This is a genomic window from Bacillus cereus group sp. N14 (assembly GCF_016483555.1).
Taxonomy (GTDB): domain Bacteria; phylum Bacillota; class Bacilli; order Bacillales; family Bacillaceae_G; genus Bacillus_A; species Bacillus_A wiedmannii.
The window spans coordinates 377,147-392,980 of sequence record NZ_JAEHBQ010000003.1 but is presented as its reverse complement, the minus strand read 5'-3'; the positions used below and the strand labels follow the sequence as shown (position 1 = coordinate 392,980).

Below are 15,834 nucleotides of genomic sequence, written 5' to 3'. Positions count from 1 at the left end.
TGAGCTACTACATCTGCCTTGCTGTAATAGAGCATGACTTCATGAAAGAAATCTGATAAAGGTGTCTCTTGAATTTGCACACTTGGAATACCTTTTATTTCATTTTCAGGAACTAGATTTCTACCCTTTAATTGAGCGACTACAACATTTGCATCTCCTCTCGCATACTCGTGAAAAGGAGTTAATGTTTCTTCAAGTGTAGGATCAGATAATACCGTTGTTCCATCAGCATTTTTTACAGGTATAGCGGTAGCTGTTTTATTTTTTAAAACCGGCTTTCCATCTTGCTTTGTAAAAGTAAGGTCAATACGTGAGATATGCGTTCCATATTTATCTGGTTCTGTAATAATAACACCATTTACAACTTCTTTTTTTACAAGTTTATGCATATGAGCTGCAAAAATAGTGCTTAGTTCCGGACAAGCATTCGCAATATCTTGAACCCCAGTACCAGGGATTCCATTCTCATTTTCTAGTCCCATATGCATAACCCCTACCATTACATCTACTTTACCTTCTAATTCTTTAATTGCCTTTTTTGTCTCTTCTACTGGATTTTTCACCACTAAACCATCCAAATGATCTGTCCCTTTTTCAAAATCACTAATCATTGGTGTATTCATACCAATAATTCCAACTTTAATTCCACCTTTTTCAACAATCGTATATGCAGGAAGAAAACGCTCTCCATTTTCCTTATAAATGTTTCCTGCTAACGTCTTTCCCTTATATTGCTCACTGACTTTTTTTAATGTATCTAATCCAAAGTTGAATTCATGATTTCCAAATGCCCAAGCATCATATCCCATTGTATTCATCGCTACCATCATTGGAGATTGTGGCTTATCATTGAATAATTCTACTGAGTTTCCTTGAATTGTGTCCCCGGCATCTAATAATATGGTATTCGGATTTTCCTGACGCACCTTCTTTATAACCGTATAAAGCTGCGTTAAACTTCCACTCGTATTTGCTCCATCAAGTGCATAATCCCAAGGCATAAATCTACCATGAATATCTGCCGTACCTAACAATGTAATATTAACATCAGATTCCTCAGCCTTAGAAATAGCTGGTTTGGCTGTTACTGCTGTTACAAGAAGCATAAGAATAATAAAATAGCATACATAGTTCTTCCATTTCATTTTTTGCATAATGACAATATTTCTCCCCTTTTTGTACTGCTATAAAGTTGCTTGAACTTTAAAAATGTAACTTATTATTCGGAAAAATTCAACTGCAAAAGATAATTTTGGAGGTGGTTCTGTTGTGAAAATATAGAGAATAAAATGCATATACCCCCTAGCAGAATAGTATTTACTTCTTCCTCCAACGTGTGAAGAGCGCTAAACCAATGGTAGATGTATATGTACTTTCAAAATTATGGACATATAACTCATTTCCGAAAATCATTATAACTTAAAGATATAGTGTGTAATGCTGATTACATTTTCGGATTTCATTGCTAATTTATTTCCTTCTAAATGAAAATGCTGAGATCATTTCCAAAAATAATAACCCCGCCTTCATTTAAGACGAGGTTACACTTATACAGTAATTCGGATTCAGTTTTTTTCGAATGTTCGTTTCCTTTTCAAGAGTAAGATCTGCTAGTTTCTTATTTCCTTCTGCTCATTGGTTTCTTTCAACTAAATTCATCATAATTTTAATCAGGATTTGTATTTTATCACTCGAACCCTTGATGCTATCCTAAATCGCTCAATAAATAGATAATAATTTTTACTTTTCAACTTCACAAAGCAACTTTATCTCTTTGATTTGTTCTATATGACGCTGTTCATGCAAATAGATTAACTCTATCCACTGATCAAGAAGTAATTCTCCAAGAGCTGGATGGATCACTGATTTTTTTGCTAATTTAGATTCATCTTCTATTGTACTCAGAAAACGCATCAATTCTTTTCTAGAGTCGTTTAACAAATCAACCATTTGCAGCACTTCAAATGGTTCTATACTTGGTTCAATCATTTCTGGTGCTATAAATTTTATCGATCTATCTAATACAATATTGTGAATTTCTTTACGCTCATTTTGGAAACTATCCATCTTTTTTAATCCTGACGAAATAACCGTTATAACTCTCTCATCTAATAAAACTAAGTGATGACAAACTTGTGCTATACTCCATTTATCCTTATCTGGTTTTTTATTAAATTGAGCATCACTTAACAAAGTAATTTCCTCAAATAATTGATTTCTCGTTTCATAAAACTTGTCATTTACAAATATATTCATGTGAATTCTCCTTTCATTAGAACCTATATACTTAGATTCCTGCGTTAGAAATATTCTCTATAGAAAAAAGATTTTCCTTCACTACTATTTCAATCAAATCTTTTCTTGCTTTAATAGTTTCGCTAATTCACGACTAAATATATGAGTTTTCTCAACATCCTTGAAGATTTCCTTGAGGTTATCATGTGCTACAGCTACACCCTAATACTTTCCACCGAATCCTTTCAATACAACTACATAAAACGTTCCTAATTATCAATCTAGCATTAAATAAATGTAAAAAATGCCCCTATTCATTCATTTTTCATGCGTATGTATGTACATTTGTTAATTTATTCGATATATTATGTGTATTGAATGATTACGAAAAGCTTATAGGTCGCTAAAAAACACCTTATATTTTTATATCCATGAAAACTACAAAATGTATAAAATTCCATTTGTCAAATGAATTTAATGCGGAAGGAGGTTTGTGGTTACTTCATCGGGATATAATCATCAGTTTTGAACTGATAAAAATATAGGAGGCGACAAAATGTTTCGTACGATTTCAAATTTCATGAGAGTAGCTGAGATAAGAAGGAAAATCCTTTTTACATTGGCGATGTTAATCGTTTTTCGAATTGGCACGTTTATTCCAGTTCCTCATACTAACGCAGAGGTATTAAAGGTACAAGATCAAGCCAACGTTTTAGGTATGCTAAACGTATTTGGTGGAGGAGCATTGCAACACTTCTCGATCTTCGCTGTAGGTATTACACCATATATTACAGCTTCCATCATAGTACAATTACTACAAATGGACGTTATACCTAAATTTTCGGAATGGGCAAAGCAAGGTGAAATGGGCCGTAAGAAGTCAGCTCAATTTACTCGATACTTTACAATCATTCTCGCATTCATACAATCCATTGGGATGTCTTATGGTTTTAATAATATAGCAGGTGGGCAATTAATAACAGATCAAAGCTGGACTACATACTTATTTATTGCGACAGTTTTAACTGCAGGTACTGCATTTTTACTTTGGTTAGGCGAACAAATTACCGCTAACGGAGTAGGTAATGGTATTTCGATGATTATCTTCGCAGGACTTGTTGCAGCGATTCCAAATGTTGCGAACCAAATTTATTTACAACAATTTCAAAATGCAGGCGATCAATTATTCATGCACATCATAAAGATGGTTTTAATTGGTCTCGTAATTTTAGCGATAGTTGTTGGCGTTATTTACATTCAACAAGCCGTGCGTAAAATACCAATTCAATATGCAAAAGCTGTTTCAGGAAACAATCAATATCAAGGAGCAAAAAACACTCATTTACCTCTTAAAGTAAATAGTGCTGGTGTAATTCCAGTAATCTTTGCTTCCGCATTTTTAATGACGCCGCGTACAATTGCGCAGCTCTTCCCTGATTCAAGCGTATCAAAATGGTTAGTTGCAAATCTTGATTTTGCACATCCAATTGGAATGACACTTTATGTCGGTCTTATCGTTGCTTTCACATACTTCTATGCATTCATTCAAGTAAATCCTGAACAAATGGCTGAGAATTTGAAAAAGCAAAATGGATATGTACCTGGTATTCGTCCTGGTAAATCAACAGAACAATATGTAACTAAAATTTTATACCGTTTAACATTTATCGGTGCAATTTTCTTAGGCGCAATTTCAATTTTACCGCTCGTATTCACGAAAATTGCTACATTACCACCTTCTGCGCAAATCGGTGGTACAAGCTTACTTATCATCGTCGGTGTAGCACTTGAAACAATGAAGACTTTAGAAAGTCAGCTTGTGAAACGTCATTATAAAGGATTTATAAATAAAGCGAATTAAGTAAAAAACACAGTTGGTTATTTTTCCAACTGTGTTTTTAATTCTACTACCTCTAATTTTCCCACTAATGTATCTATTACATTTTCCAACTTCATTATTTTTTCTTCTAAAGCTTGAATGCGTTTATCGCTATCTTCTACTTTATTATATTTTAAATCATCATTGGACGATTTGAACTGCTCCCATAATTCGAAAATAGTATTTTCAGTAGATGATTTTGATTTTTCACCATTATCGGTTGCAATAGTATTTGATTTTAATTCAAATTGAAGCTCATATGTATTTCCAGTTAACTCTTTTGCTATATGCGAAATTAAATCTTTATAAGACTTTTCAACCCACTCTTGTTGAAATTCGTTTTTAAAATAAATAGTCAATGAATTTTCATGTATACTGGCTGTCGTTTCTTTGATCCATGTTTCATATGAAGGTCTTGAAATTGTTACTTGTATTTTATCTTTTATTTGATTCCAAATTATTTTTGATTCCTCTTGTCCGGAAGTGAGTTGCTTATTTTGCATATGATGAGTTTGTGATATTGAAGCGGCGTTTGATCCTATTTCAAACCAAATTTGATATTCTTCATTAGTAATTTTCTGTACGGTATTTGAAATTATATTTTTATACTCACCTTCAAGCAAATCACGATGAAAAGCATCTTTACAAAAGATTATTAACTTATTCTCATCTATAATAGCATTTGTATTTCTAATCCATGTCATAAATGTTTTCTCAGCTACTTTTGGCCTTAATGCTTTCTTTACTTCATCCCAGCTATTAAGCCTTTCTTTTTGAACATCTTTCAATTTATTTGGTTCGTCATTACATAAATCAAACTGAATTTCAAACGTCGTATTAAACATTTCTCTTAATGTATGAAATACTAATTCTTTGTAATGAGATTCTAACCAGTCACGTGCAAATTCATTCGGACAATAAATCGTTAATATATCATCCTCTAATAAAACAGTAGTATTAGAAAACCAAGTTTCATATGATGGTTTTGAAATTTGCGGTCGAATTTTTTCCTTTACTTCAGTCCAATTCATTTTCATAATAACTCCCCTCTTTTTACAGTTCTCTTTCATATAGCTTAATAATATTACGCCTTTCCAATAAATAAAGTCAATCCGTATCGTTAATAAAATTCAAGCAGCCCTATATATAACAGGGCTGCTTCTTTATACAACTACATTTCCTTCTCAAATAATTTCCCTTGTTTGAAATAGCTCCGGAGTGTGGATCGATTAGCTAAAAATACACCAACCAAAATAAAACAAGCACCTATGCCCATTGTAGGATTTAAAGGTTCTCCTAATATGATATATCCTACAATAATAGCAATTAGCGGTGATACATATAACCACGTTGACGGGAATACAGGGTTTGTTTTTGATAAGAGCCAATAATATAATCCGTGCCCACCAATTGATCCGATAAAGATAAGATATAAAATAGGCCACTGTACACTCCATGAAGCTAATACAGATACACTCGGTTGTTCTACTATGACGGATATAATTAGTAATAAAACTCCTCCGTAAAACATTTGAATACCATTAATGAGAAATGGTGACACACTTTGTAAATCCGAAAGTATTTCTTTTGAGCGAATAGAGCCTATTCCGTAAAATAACTCTCCTATTATTAAAACAAAACAAGCGATACTCCATATGAGATTTATTTCTTGGTGCATTCCTGGTAAAGAAACAAAAATAACACCTATTAGTGCAATAATTAATGCTACGAGTTGCTCTTTTTGTAATTTCGCCTTATTTCTCTTTGCTTGTAATAATAAAATCATCATCGGCCCCGTAGCAGAAAGTACAGCAGCTAACCCTGAAGAAATATATTGTTCCGCCCAGTACAAAGTTGCGAATGTCATAAACGTTAAGCAAAAACCAGCATATATAATACGTTTTGAAAATACATGTGGAATAATTTCTTTTCGCTTTAACTTAAATATAATCATCAGAATTAAGCCTGCTAAAAAGAAACGAATTCCTGCTGAAAATAATGGGGGCGCTCCTGCTTCAATTCCGATTTTTATCGTTAAAAATGTTGTTCCGAAAATAATACATACTAAAATATAATTGAAAATGACCATTTTTCTTCCTCCTTTTTACTCTTAACATGAGTATAGAAGGTATGGTGTATAACAGTGTATCTATGTATATAACAGTTACTAAAAATTGTAGTTGATTCTCTTTATATTTTTCGCTTTAATAAAATAAAAACGAAAAAGGTGAAACCATGAAGATTGTCCTTCGTAAAGAATCCAACATACCGTATTACCAACAAATATATATGCAAATCGTTGAAAGAGTACAAAGTGGCATGCTTGCGCATGGTGACTCCCTTCCATCTTTACGCTCTATGGCCGAAGATTTGCAGATTAGCCTATTAACTGTTCGTAAGGCATATAAGCAATTAGAAAAGAAAGAATATATACGCATTGAGCAAGGAAAAGGTGCTTATATACATAAACATGTAAAGAAAGATTTCAAACCAATTCCGTACAAATGGCAACAAACGAAAACGATTAATGTTATGCGATCTCAATATGCAATGAATCAGCACCGAAAATATTACGATTTTTCACAAGCAATTTTATATCCTCGTTTATTGCCAAATCCATTCTTAGCAGACGAAATGCATAAAATACTTCATAAAGACCAGATGATCCTAGCAACTTATGGGCCAGTACAGGGTGATTATGAACTGCGAGTTGAAATAGCAAATTACTTAAGTGAACACCAAAATTTAGTGACCGATCCATCTCAATTATTAATTACAAGCGGAGCACAACAAGGACTTGATTTAATTGCTCAAACATTATTAAAACCTGGTGATATTGTATTAGTGGAAAATCCTTGTTACAGTTCTGCACTTGATATTTTCATCAATAAAGGCGCTAAAATTATACCAGTTTCTCTTGATAATCATGGAGTTCGATCCGACTTAATCGATGATATTTGTCAAAGTAAAAATCCCGTATTATTGTATACGAATCCAACTTTCCAGAACCCGACAGGTACAGTAATGAGTAATGAAAGGCGAATGGAACTTATAGAATTAGCAGAGCTATATGAGTTTTTTATAATTGAAGATGATTCTTTCGGAGAAATATATTTTGAGGGTGCTACTATTCCCCCTCCTATCAAAAAATTTGATACGAACGGTCATATAATATATATAAAAGGATTTAGTAAAACGTTAGCACCAGGATTGCGTATCGCATCTCTTATTGCCGATGGGCCTATTTTTGAATGGTTATATGCTGTAAAAGGTTCAATGGATATCGGTAGTCCTTTATTAACGCAAAAAGCACTCCTTCCTTTTTTACGTGCAGAACGTATGAAAAATCATTTAGAAAAATTACGTACGGCTCTACAAATTAGACGTGATATAACGATTGATATGTTATCACCACTTAAAGAATTACGATTTGAAATACCAAATGGTGGCTTTAATTTATGGATTACACTTCCTGATTTGATAGATCCCTTTACCTTATTACAAAAAGCAAATGAAGTAGATGTCTCTTTTTTACCAGGAACAGCTTGTCTATTAAATACCGATATAAGTAATAATCAATTACGGATTAGCTACTCAATGTTAAATGAAAAAGATATGTTGATTGGTTTAGAGAAATTACATGATACAATACGAAATTGTATATTATTGAAATAACATTACATATCCAATAATAAATACTAGCCCAAAATGAAAATGTGAATTTTGGGCTAGTATTTATTTCTAAGTTTTTTCCTGGTTCAACTTCACTTTCTCTACAAGCCACTATCTTCATTATCCTCCGACTTTCATTACAATTTTACCTCTAACATGTTGACCTTCACTCAAAATATGAGCTTCTCTAACCCCTGCTTCATAAAACGGCACAACTTTACTTATGATTGGTTTTATTTTTCCATGTACAATTAAATTTGATAATTCTTCTAGTTGCTTTCCATTTGGTTTTAGCCATAAAAAACCTGATTTTATCCCTTTTACTTTTTGAATTGGCTCATGAACAATCGAAACGAAAACACCACCAGGTTTTATAATTTGAAAACTTTTTTCTTGTACTTCACCACCTATTGTATCTAACACAATATCAAAATCAAATAGTAGTTCTTCAAATTTATCTTTTTTATAATCAATAACAAGATCCGCTCCTAAAGACTTTAAAAACTCTTCATTCTTACTACTTGCAGTTGTGGCAACAAAAGCTCCAAATGATTTTGCGATTTGGATTGCTAAACTTCCAACTCCGCCAGCTCCAGCATGAATGAGTACTCGGTCATGTTTTTTTATTTTTGCGTAATCTACAAGACTTTGCCACGCTGTAAGTCCTGCAAGAGGAATAGAAGCTGCCTCTTCGAAACTTAGATTAGTAGGCATATAAGATACTAAATCCGATTTTACTGTAATGAATTCAGCATAAGAGCCCTTCCCTATATTTTCAGGTTTCGTAAATACTTTATCTCCTACTTTGAAGCACTCTACCTCTTCCCCAACTTCTTCAATAACCCCAGCTACATCCAACCCTAAAATAATTGGAAATGAAAATCGTAACTGTTGTTGTAAGTCTCCTTTTCTTATTTTCCAATCAACAGGATTAATAGATGTTGCGAGAATGCGTATTAATACCTCGTTATCTTTAACAACCGGTTTTAAAACTTGTCTTTCTGTTAATTCTTCAACACTACCATATTGATCTATAACAATTGCTTTCATTTCCATTCCTCCTTGCTATTTATTTTAATAACATACAAATATTTCTCAAAATTTTTTGCCTTGAATTATCATAAACTTATTTTTGGGGGTAATTACGTAAGAAGCGTTATGAATTCCGTAAAAAAACGTACACTCACCTTAGAATCACTCAAAACTGTATTTTCAATTACATTCAAAAGAAATGGGGAGAACTCTATGACTGAAAAGATATTTAAAATAAACGAGATTGATATATGTACAGAAAGCTTTGGGAACCCTAAAAACCCAGCTATTTTATTAATTATGGGTGCTACGTGTTCAATGGTTTATTGGGATGAAGAGTTTTGTGAACAGTTGGCTAACACGGGGAAATTTGTTATTCGTTTTGATAACCGTGATGTGGGATGCTCTGTTACATATGAGCCTGGAACTTCCAATTATACAGTTACAGATATGGCTGAAGATGCAATTGGGGTACTCGATGCTTATCATATTGATAAAGCACATCTATTTGGTATGTCATTAGGTGGTATGATCGCTCAAATCGCTGCTGTAAAACATCCCGAAAGAATTTTAACGTTAACATTACTGGCTACAAGTGTGATAGGCTCTGACGATAACACGCGCGATTTACCTCCGATGGACGAAAGAATTTTAACACATCACGCAAATGGCACGCATTTAGATTGGACAAATAAAAATGTTGTAGCAAAATATTTAGTTTCCGGATCTCGCCTATTATGTGGATCCAAACGAACATTTGATGAAAAAAGAGTCTATAATCAAGTAAAACAAGAAATAGAACGCGCAAACAATCTATTAAGTATGTTTAATCACGCTTTACTTCAAGGTGATGATGCTTATGAAGGTGTGCTTCACTCCATACAAGCACCTACATTAGTTATTCACGGAACAGACGATACTGCACTCCCTTTTGAACATGGTCTCGCACTTATTGATGAAATTCCTAACTCAGTCCTACTAACCCTTGAAGGCGCAGGACATGAAAATCATCCTGATGACTGGGAAGACATCATTCATGAAGTTATTGAACATACATCTAAAATATAGATAAATAACGAATAGAAGAGGCACACCATAATTCGTGCCCCTTCTATTCGTTACATGTAAAAAAGCCCATCACTGTATCCGTATGTATAGTGATGGGCAATACTTATTTTTTCTATGTTTAAAAAAACGGACAATCTAATTGATCAACAGATTCCCATGATTTTTTTTTTATATTTTCGGTGGATTTATTAGCTTCTAGTGGCACGTTTTTAAAGGGATTTACTTCGACCTTTAATAAAGATGATGGCTCCACGTATAATGAGAAAACATGGCTACTTGGTATAGCTTTTGACACATCAATATCTCCTACTTGTTTAAAGAGTTGCTGCGCTGCAAAGAAAAAGAAATTGGTTGGGTTTGATTGTTTATTCAGCCATGCAATCATTTCAGGTGATACTGATTTATGAATATTGATTTTTACTCGATCACCACGTTTATATCGCCTAGATCGCATACTTCCACCAACTAACTTATCGTTAAGTTTGTAAATCCTAACTCTTTTTGCTTATGCTCTCTATATTTTGGCGAACAAGTGTAGACTAATAATCCACGTGCATTTGTAAATAATGGATTATCTACAAAGATTACATTTGTTAGTCGTCCTTTTTGTTTTAAAATCATTTTTAAACTGTTTTTAATAATTACTGCGCCCCCGCCATAAATAAATACGTATGGATCGTCCTTCATGTCATCAATTTTGTTTATAATATCTGTTGCGACACGCGCTGCTAAACCTAATAATGCTGGTTGTGATTCTTCAACTAGTAACGCATTTCTTGGGTGCTTTTCATTTAAATAAATTTGGTTAAACTCTGTAATACTATCAATCGTCTTTGTTGGATACTTCCGATTCCATCTTGTAATAATTTGTAGTAACGTTTCTTTCACACCGTATGATAAGCCCTTACTTAGTTGTGGTCTAAAGTTCACACCTAGTGAAACTACTTCTTCTGTCGTCCCTGCACCAATATCAAAAGACAATAAAGTTTTATCAACAAAATCAATTTCTGAAACTTGATTTTGTTCACATTCTATTTTATGTTTCACAACATTTCCTTCTTCATCATATACAATGCCCCACGTACCAGAAGCGCCCTCAGGTAGGCATTTACAATATTCGATTGAAATATTAATTGTCACATCACGTCCGTTTGGATAATGGAACACAACCTTATGATTCCCCATATAACGTTTCGCATTTTCCGCAGCTATTTCTTGTGTAATAAGCTGCATAGGAAGAGCAACAGATAAATCATAACGAATATTAATATGACTTGAAGTTGGACTTTGACGCATAGCACTTACTGCTAAACCAGATAGAATTGTAATAACCATTAACTCATCAGTTGACTTATTTGATTTCTTCTCAACCTCAGTGCCTTTTAATTGATCTTGAATGACTTTTTCCCCAACGATATACCGCACGTTATTTAACATTAGTGATGGAGAACTAATGGTCACGTCAATGTGATTTTCTAATTCGGATAATGAAACATCACTCTCATCTAACAATCCTGTAGGCTCTCCTATATATAAAGAATATATACTCGGAATAAAAATAGGGTCTTGCCCTTTCACCATTAACTTCAAACCGTTATTTCCTGCATCAGCACCAGCTTTTAATAGAATAGACATAACTACCCCCTAAATTAATCTGACATCCCTTCCAAATATATGCGAGCCCATTCTTTTACATTCAAATGTAATGTAATTTTTTATTAATCATAAAAACAAAATATCATGTTCTTGCACCATTTATGTAAAAAGTATTTGACATAAAACTTTTCCAATTTTATACTATGGATGTAAAGAGTTTTTTACAACTATGGAGGTGTTATTTCTAATATGAATCACAAAAATTTCATTTTACTAACAATCGTTTTATCGTTACTTGGAGTACTTATACATGGAGTCTATAAATACATCTCTGAAGGTGCGATTTTAGGTGGAACAATCTTCGCAAGTGCAATAATAATTAGCTACCTCATCAATCATATTACGTGGGGAGATCCAAACGGAGTATCAGAAGAAAGCAAAGATGAAATGGGACAGCAAATACAATATAAAAGTTTTAAAATTGCTTATTTTGTACTTATATGCCTTATGTTTTTTATTTTAATATTATCAGAAGGATTTGCATTCCTATTACTCGATGAAATAAAGAATCTTCCTCTTTTTATCGCCCTTTGTTCTTCGTTCTTTATTTATCCTATCGTCGAACTTATAGTCGCAAAACAATATAAATAAAAAGATGAGATTTTGTAAAGTGATAATAATGTTATTTAATTCTGATTAAAAAATATAAGAGCCTCACTACAAATCATATTGTAGTAAGGCTCTTTAAAGTTGTTTAATTTCTAACCTTTTAAATGAGTTTGTAGACAAATATAAATAATAAATTTGTTTAAATCTTGTTCAACTAAAGCTCCCATTAGTTGAAGTGTAATTCTTCAAAAATTATTGAGATTCTTCTAGAAAATTAAAATCACCATCAATAAGATCCTGTAAATACTCATCAAAGCTGTTTGCAATCACTTCATATTCATCAGGGTCATGTAAAAAACGAATAATTTGACCACATACCCCTTCGTCAGAAGGATTAAAATCAATATACAGCTTGGATGTTCCACCGTTGTTCATGCAATCTGAAAAGTGAATATATGTGCCAGGGAGAAGTCCTTTTGGATTTATTTTAGAGTCAACAGCATCCTCTTCATCTTGGTATTCTAAAAGATAGGAGACGTCTTCTCCTTCTTTTGAACTTTCAATCATCTCCTGTGTAGAAAGCAAATAATATGGATACTCTTCAACATCTGAACCTAAAATACATACCGTGACTTCGTTTTCTCCATATTTTCGCCAATATGTACCATCGATATTTTCAAGTAAAGAGATTAATGATTCTGGACAATTTGGATATTTCGTCCTTAATATATCAATGTCTCCTTTTGTAGCACCGCACGATTTATTTAGTGCTTCGAGATCATCTGTTGATAATGCTGCTCTCAAGCCGTTTAAAAATTTGTTTACCAAATCCATTATATTCTCCTCCCAATAATGAAATATAAAATTTTTTAGTCTATATTCTTAACATAAATGAGATTTGACCTTTAACGATTTTCACATCTAATTTAATTAGTACCATTACGCTCTAGCTCTTCACGATTAAAGTATTGTTCTAGTAGCTCTTTACCTGTTTTGATTGTTGTATAGTACTCTCCATCATACAGTTTTCCTTCTGATGGATTGTGAAAATCTTCGTATTTCTTGAATTCTTCATTTTCTTCAAATGATTTCTTTGCAAGGTCCATGTCTTCTGCTTCTATTTTAGCAAATAATCTACCTATATCGAATACCCCTTCTTCATCAATACTCTCTTCTAAAAGGTAGTGTTCCTCTTCCTCTATAGGTGTTAATTTACTTTTTGTTACAGAATATAAATGTTTCGTTTCTTCTACTTGTACCATGATAAAAATCCAACCAACTCTTACAACCGTACATGGTGCCAACCCTTCAAATGTAAATGCAACTACCTTTTGGTCTTTCATAAATTTCCCCATCTTACCTACCCCTTAATTCGTTTATTTTATACTATAACCATAGTCTCTTAAACATTTATCTGCTCTAAGTGAATCTCATCTTTTTATATTTACATTCCCTCAACTATCGCTTTTAATTTATTCACAGTCCGCCAATTTCTTACTGTAGCTGGTGTATGTAACTTCTGAAACTGGTTCATTAATTTAGAATTTCGAATGCTATTTTTGAAAAATAAATACACAACTTTTTCATAAATATAGCAATCTTCAGTCTCGTTTTTTTGCATAAGCAGCTGATCTTTTTCTTTTTCAGAAAGTTCGTTTGCTAAGAAAGCAACATGTATACTTTCACCTTCTAGCAATGAATCGGCTTCATAGGGGCATCTTTTTATCATATTTATAAATTCCTCATGTGTTCTTAACATGACTGGAACATCCAAACCAAAAACGTTTTTAATTTCCGATTGTATTCGTTTATTTAAAAAATCAACATCATTTTCAGATTCGAACACGATATTACCGCTTTGAATATATGTTTTTACTTGTTTTAACTCTATTGATTCAAACATTTGTTTTAAATCCGCCATTTTGATTACCTTATGCCCGCCTACATTGATTCCTCTTAGTAATGTAATATAAATTGTCATATCATTTCTCCTCGTTTAAATGTGTTTCAAAGTTGATGTAAAGTTATTTAATATAACCTATAAGAACCTTGCTACATTTTATTGTAGTAAGGTTCTTGGTGTTTAATTTCATTTAACGAAAGCACCTGTTTGTTGAATAAAAAGTGCTTTCGTTATAGAGCCGTTGACTTTTTAAACAAAGGTATGTACCCTCCACTAGGCCCATAAGCAACTCCAATTTCTTTCCATCCATATTTTTCATAATATCCGTTAAGATCTGAAGTAAGATAAAGAAATTGATACCCTCTCTTTGCAGCTTCTAGCAGTCCATGATTCAACAATTTTGCTCCTATAGAGTTGCCCCTAAATTTTTCATCTACAAACAAACACGCTAGCCACGGGCTCAAATCTTGACGACTATTTAAATCATTGCGAATTAATGCATACGTTCCGACAATCTTATCATCTACTTTTGCAATGTAAAAACTTGGTATGTCATTTGGATCAGTTAAAGCATTAGTCATACAATCTTCATAAAAAGCACGCCCACCTTCCTCACCCCATTCTTTCCAAAAAACATCTACTGCCTTATTAAATAAGTCATCCTTCTTTAGTAATTGAATTATTTCCATAAAGCTATGACCCCCAAAAGTATTATTTAATGATTGTACAACTAACTAAAATTAATGCTTTTCAAGTATCTTTATTTTTTTATGTAACTAGCTATAATTTCTTTACTCTTAAATATAGCCTTTTAATATTTATTCTCTTGTCTTTCAAAATAAAAAACTTACTACTTTGTTATGCAAGAGTAAGTTTTTTTTATCGTTATTTCATGATGGATAAATGCATTATAATTTGTTGACCAATTGGTCCCATTCTTCTAAAGCCTTTATCTTGGAAGCCGACTTTTTCATATAAATTTTGTGCAGGAATATTTTTTTCATTCACAGCAAGTACAACTTCATTTTTCATCGGAAAATAACGTTTTACAAACCCTTGTAATAAAGCCAATGACTTTTTAGCATATCCTTTTCTTTGTCTATTTTGATTTATAGAAAACGAAGTTAAAAGTAGAGCGTTTTCATTATCTGTGAACTCCTGTACTCTATCTCCCGTTTGCAAGGCGAAAAGACCAACAGGTACCCCATTGTAATCTAAAATAACAATCACATTTTTTGTTCGATCACTTTTTGCTTTCTCCAATAATTCACCTGGATCTGATGTGAATTGAACTTGTTCACTTGGTAAAGTAAATGTTTGTATAACTTCTTTATATTTCTCCTTATACGGAACTAATTGAATTTCCCCTGTATGTATGTTCATGCTAAACTCTCCCATTTTTCAACTTATTAACTTAAACCTTGCTGCGCTTTTGAATGCACTTTTCCATCTAAAAAGGTAATTTCAACTAATGAAGTTGGATCGCTTCCCTTCCATGAAAAAATTTGTTTAATTTGTGTAGAATCTTCTACACCTTCTTCTATAAGTAAATTACCATCAAAACCAATTACATCTTTCACTTCTATATAAGTCATTCCTTCATTTATATTCGAGAAATGATTTATATTGATAGTCTCTTTCTTCTCACTTTCCAACACAGTAGAAGAAGTCGCTGTTTGTTTTTTCATTTCCTTCTTCTGTTCACACGCTGTCATACTGAAACCTAAGCATAAGCTACATACTATTAATGCGCTTTTTTTCATCATAACAGTTGTCCCCCCCATCATAATTAAACCATATATTCCCTTAAAAATAAACTGAATATTAAATATTATATTGA

At 32.7% G+C, this 15,834-nt stretch carries 17 protein-coding genes; 4 read left to right on the top strand and 13 right to left on the bottom strand.

What is annotated here, in order from left to right; translation table 11 throughout:
• Both JDS82_RS07830 and JDS82_RS07825 read right to left on the bottom strand, forming a co-directional pair.
• On the bottom strand, positions 1-1,154 hold a 1,154-nt coding region (locus JDS82_RS07830; RefSeq protein ID WP_199713003.1), incomplete at its 3' end, for a metallophosphoesterase.
• 586 nt (positions 1,155-1,740) lie between these two features.
• A complete protein-coding gene (locus tag JDS82_RS07825) occupies positions 1,741-2,256 on the bottom strand; it encodes a DinB family protein (protein WP_199712995.1) in 516 nt (171 codons plus the stop codon).
• A gap of 535 nt (positions 2,257-2,791) precedes the next feature.
• On the opposite strand from JDS82_RS07825, the gene secY reads away from it, so the two are divergent.
• Positions 2,792-4,096, top strand: coding sequence for a preprotein translocase subunit SecY (gene secY / locus JDS82_RS07820; RefSeq protein ID WP_000490148.1), 1,305 nt, complete (start codon positions 2,792-2,794; stop codon positions 4,094-4,096).
• Positions 4,097-4,113: 17 nt separating this feature from the next.
• Here the strand turns inward: secY and JDS82_RS07815 are convergent, their stop codons facing one another.
• Together JDS82_RS07815 and JDS82_RS07810 are read right to left on the bottom strand one after the other, a co-directional pair.
• Positions 4,114-5,151 (bottom strand): DnaA N-terminal domain-containing protein, encoded by a 1,038-nt coding sequence (locus JDS82_RS07815; protein WP_199712987.1) that lies wholly within the window; start codon positions 5,149-5,151, stop codon positions 4,114-4,116.
• A 134-nt stretch (positions 5,152-5,285) separates the two neighbouring features.
• Entirely contained in the window at positions 5,286-6,203 is a 918-nt protein-coding gene (locus JDS82_RS07810; RefSeq protein WP_199712985.1) for a DMT family transporter, read from the bottom strand.
• Between the two features lie 146 nt (positions 6,204-6,349).
• Between JDS82_RS07810 and pdxR the strand changes: the two genes are divergently transcribed.
• A complete protein-coding gene (gene pdxR, locus JDS82_RS07805) occupies positions 6,350-7,789 on the top strand; it encodes a MocR-like pyridoxine biosynthesis transcription factor PdxR (RefSeq protein ID WP_199712983.1) in 1,440 nt (479 codons plus the stop codon).
• A 117-nt stretch (positions 7,790-7,906) separates the two neighbouring features.
• Here the strand turns inward: pdxR and JDS82_RS07800 are convergent, their stop codons facing one another.
• Positions 7,907-8,836: an NADP-dependent oxidoreductase gene (locus JDS82_RS07800; RefSeq protein WP_199712981.1), complete on the bottom strand. Its 930-nt coding sequence runs from the start codon at positions 8,834-8,836 to the stop codon at positions 7,907-7,909.
• Positions 8,837-9,031: 195 nt separating this feature from the next.
• Between JDS82_RS07800 and mle the strand changes: the two genes are divergently transcribed.
• The gene (mle, locus tag JDS82_RS07795; RefSeq protein ID WP_075307293.1) at positions 9,032-9,886 is read left to right on the top strand and encodes a BCA family alpha/beta fold macrolide esterase; all 855 of its coding nucleotides are present in this window, start codon (positions 9,032-9,034) and stop codon (positions 9,884-9,886) included.
• A gap of 118 nt (positions 9,887-10,004) precedes the next feature.
• Here the strand turns inward: mle and JDS82_RS07790 are convergent, their stop codons facing one another.
• Positions 10,005-10,340, bottom strand: a complete 336-nt coding sequence (locus tag JDS82_RS07790) for a hypothetical protein (RefSeq protein WP_001257748.1) — start codon at positions 10,338-10,340, stop codon at positions 10,005-10,007.
• An 11-nt stretch (positions 10,341-10,351) separates the two neighbouring features.
• Positions 10,352-11,521 carry a ParM/StbA family protein gene (locus JDS82_RS07785; RefSeq protein WP_000025617.1) on the bottom strand — a complete coding sequence of 390 codons (1,170 nt, stop codon included), beginning with the start codon at positions 11,519-11,521 and terminating at the stop codon, positions 10,352-10,354.
• A 210-nt stretch (positions 11,522-11,731) separates the two neighbouring features.
• Here JDS82_RS07785 and JDS82_RS07780 point away from each other — a divergent pair, with 210 nt between their 5' ends.
• Positions 11,732-12,133: a hypothetical protein gene (locus JDS82_RS07780; protein WP_061672237.1), complete on the top strand. Its 402-nt coding sequence runs from the start codon at positions 11,732-11,734 to the stop codon at positions 12,131-12,133.
• Between the two features lie 210 nt (positions 12,134-12,343).
• Here JDS82_RS07780 and JDS82_RS07775 read toward each other — a convergent pair whose 3' ends face one another.
• The 6 genes from JDS82_RS07775 to JDS82_RS07750 form a co-directional block, all read right to left on the bottom strand.
• On the bottom strand, positions 12,344-12,925 hold the full coding sequence (locus JDS82_RS07775; protein ID WP_075307303.1) for an SMI1/KNR4 family protein: 582 nt from the start codon (positions 12,923-12,925) through the stop codon (positions 12,344-12,346).
• Between the two features lie 92 nt (positions 12,926-13,017).
• Complete coding sequence (locus JDS82_RS07770) at positions 13,018-13,446, bottom strand: hypothetical protein (protein ID WP_199712980.1); 429 nt, start codon at positions 13,444-13,446, stop codon at positions 13,018-13,020.
• 89 nt (positions 13,447-13,535) lie between these two features.
• Entirely contained in the window at positions 13,536-14,072 is a 537-nt protein-coding gene (locus JDS82_RS07765) for a DUF1697 domain-containing protein (protein WP_199712979.1), read from the bottom strand.
• Between the two features lie 152 nt (positions 14,073-14,224).
• A complete protein-coding gene (locus JDS82_RS07760) occupies positions 14,225-14,683 on the bottom strand; it encodes a GNAT family N-acetyltransferase (protein WP_199712978.1) in 459 nt (152 codons plus the stop codon).
• A gap of 196 nt (positions 14,684-14,879) precedes the next feature.
• Positions 14,880-15,377, bottom strand: coding sequence for a GNAT family N-acetyltransferase (locus tag JDS82_RS07755; RefSeq protein WP_061672234.1), 498 nt, complete (start codon positions 15,375-15,377; stop codon positions 14,880-14,882).
• Between the two features lie 26 nt (positions 15,378-15,403).
• Positions 15,404-15,760, bottom strand: a complete 357-nt coding sequence (locus JDS82_RS07750; protein ID WP_048566279.1) for a hypothetical protein — start codon at positions 15,758-15,760, stop codon at positions 15,404-15,406.
• Positions 15,761-15,834: the final 74 nt, after the last annotated feature.

What these genes read in the sequence shown, in the direction of transcription:
- JDS82_RS07815 (WP_199712987.1), bottom strand. Translation starts at nt 5,151, where the DNA reads ATGAAAATGAATTGGACTGAAGTAAAGGAAAAAATTCGACCGCAAATT.
- JDS82_RS07810 (WP_199712985.1), bottom strand. Translation starts at nt 6,203, where the DNA reads ATGGTCATTTTCAATTATATTTTAGTATGTATTATTTTCGGAACAACA.
- JDS82_RS07755 (WP_061672234.1), bottom strand. Translation starts at nt 15,377, where the DNA reads ATGAACATACATACAGGGGAAATTCAATTAGTTCCGTATAAGGAGAAA.
- JDS82_RS07775 (WP_075307303.1), bottom strand. Translation starts at nt 12,925, where the DNA reads ATGGATTTGGTAAACAAATTTTTAAACGGCTTGAGAGCAGCATTATCA.
- JDS82_RS07785 (WP_000025617.1), bottom strand. Translation starts at nt 11,521, where the DNA reads ATGTCTATTCTATTAAAAGCTGGTGCTGATGCAGGAAATAACGGTTTG.
- JDS82_RS07760 (WP_199712978.1), bottom strand. Translation starts at nt 14,683, where the DNA reads ATGGAAATAATTCAATTACTAAAGAAGGATGACTTATTTAATAAGGCA.
- JDS82_RS07765 (WP_199712979.1), bottom strand. Translation starts at nt 14,072, where the DNA reads ATGACAATTTATATTACATTACTAAGAGGAATCAATGTAGGCGGGCAT.
- mle (WP_075307293.1), top strand. Translation starts at nt 9,032, where the DNA reads ATGACTGAAAAGATATTTAAAATAAACGAGATTGATATATGTACAGAA.
- JDS82_RS07790 (WP_001257748.1), bottom strand. Translation starts at nt 10,340, where the DNA reads ATGCGATCTAGGCGATATAAACGTGGTGATCGAGTAAAAATCAATATT.
- pdxR (WP_199712983.1), top strand. Translation starts at nt 6,350, where the DNA reads ATGAAGATTGTCCTTCGTAAAGAATCCAACATACCGTATTACCAACAA.
- JDS82_RS07780 (WP_061672237.1), top strand. Translation starts at nt 11,732, where the DNA reads ATGAATCACAAAAATTTCATTTTACTAACAATCGTTTTATCGTTACTT.
- JDS82_RS07825 (WP_199712995.1), bottom strand. Translation starts at nt 2,256, where the DNA reads ATGAATATATTTGTAAATGACAAGTTTTATGAAACGAGAAATCAATTA.
- JDS82_RS07800 (WP_199712981.1), bottom strand. Translation starts at nt 8,836, where the DNA reads ATGAAAGCAATTGTTATAGATCAATATGGTAGTGTTGAAGAATTAACA.
- JDS82_RS07770 (WP_199712980.1), bottom strand. Translation starts at nt 13,446, where the DNA reads ATGGGGAAATTTATGAAAGACCAAAAGGTAGTTGCATTTACATTTGAA.
- JDS82_RS07750 (WP_048566279.1), bottom strand. Translation starts at nt 15,760, where the DNA reads ATGATGAAAAAAAGCGCATTAATAGTATGTAGCTTATGCTTAGGTTTC.
- secY (WP_000490148.1), top strand. Translation starts at nt 2,792, where the DNA reads ATGTTTCGTACGATTTCAAATTTCATGAGAGTAGCTGAGATAAGAAGG.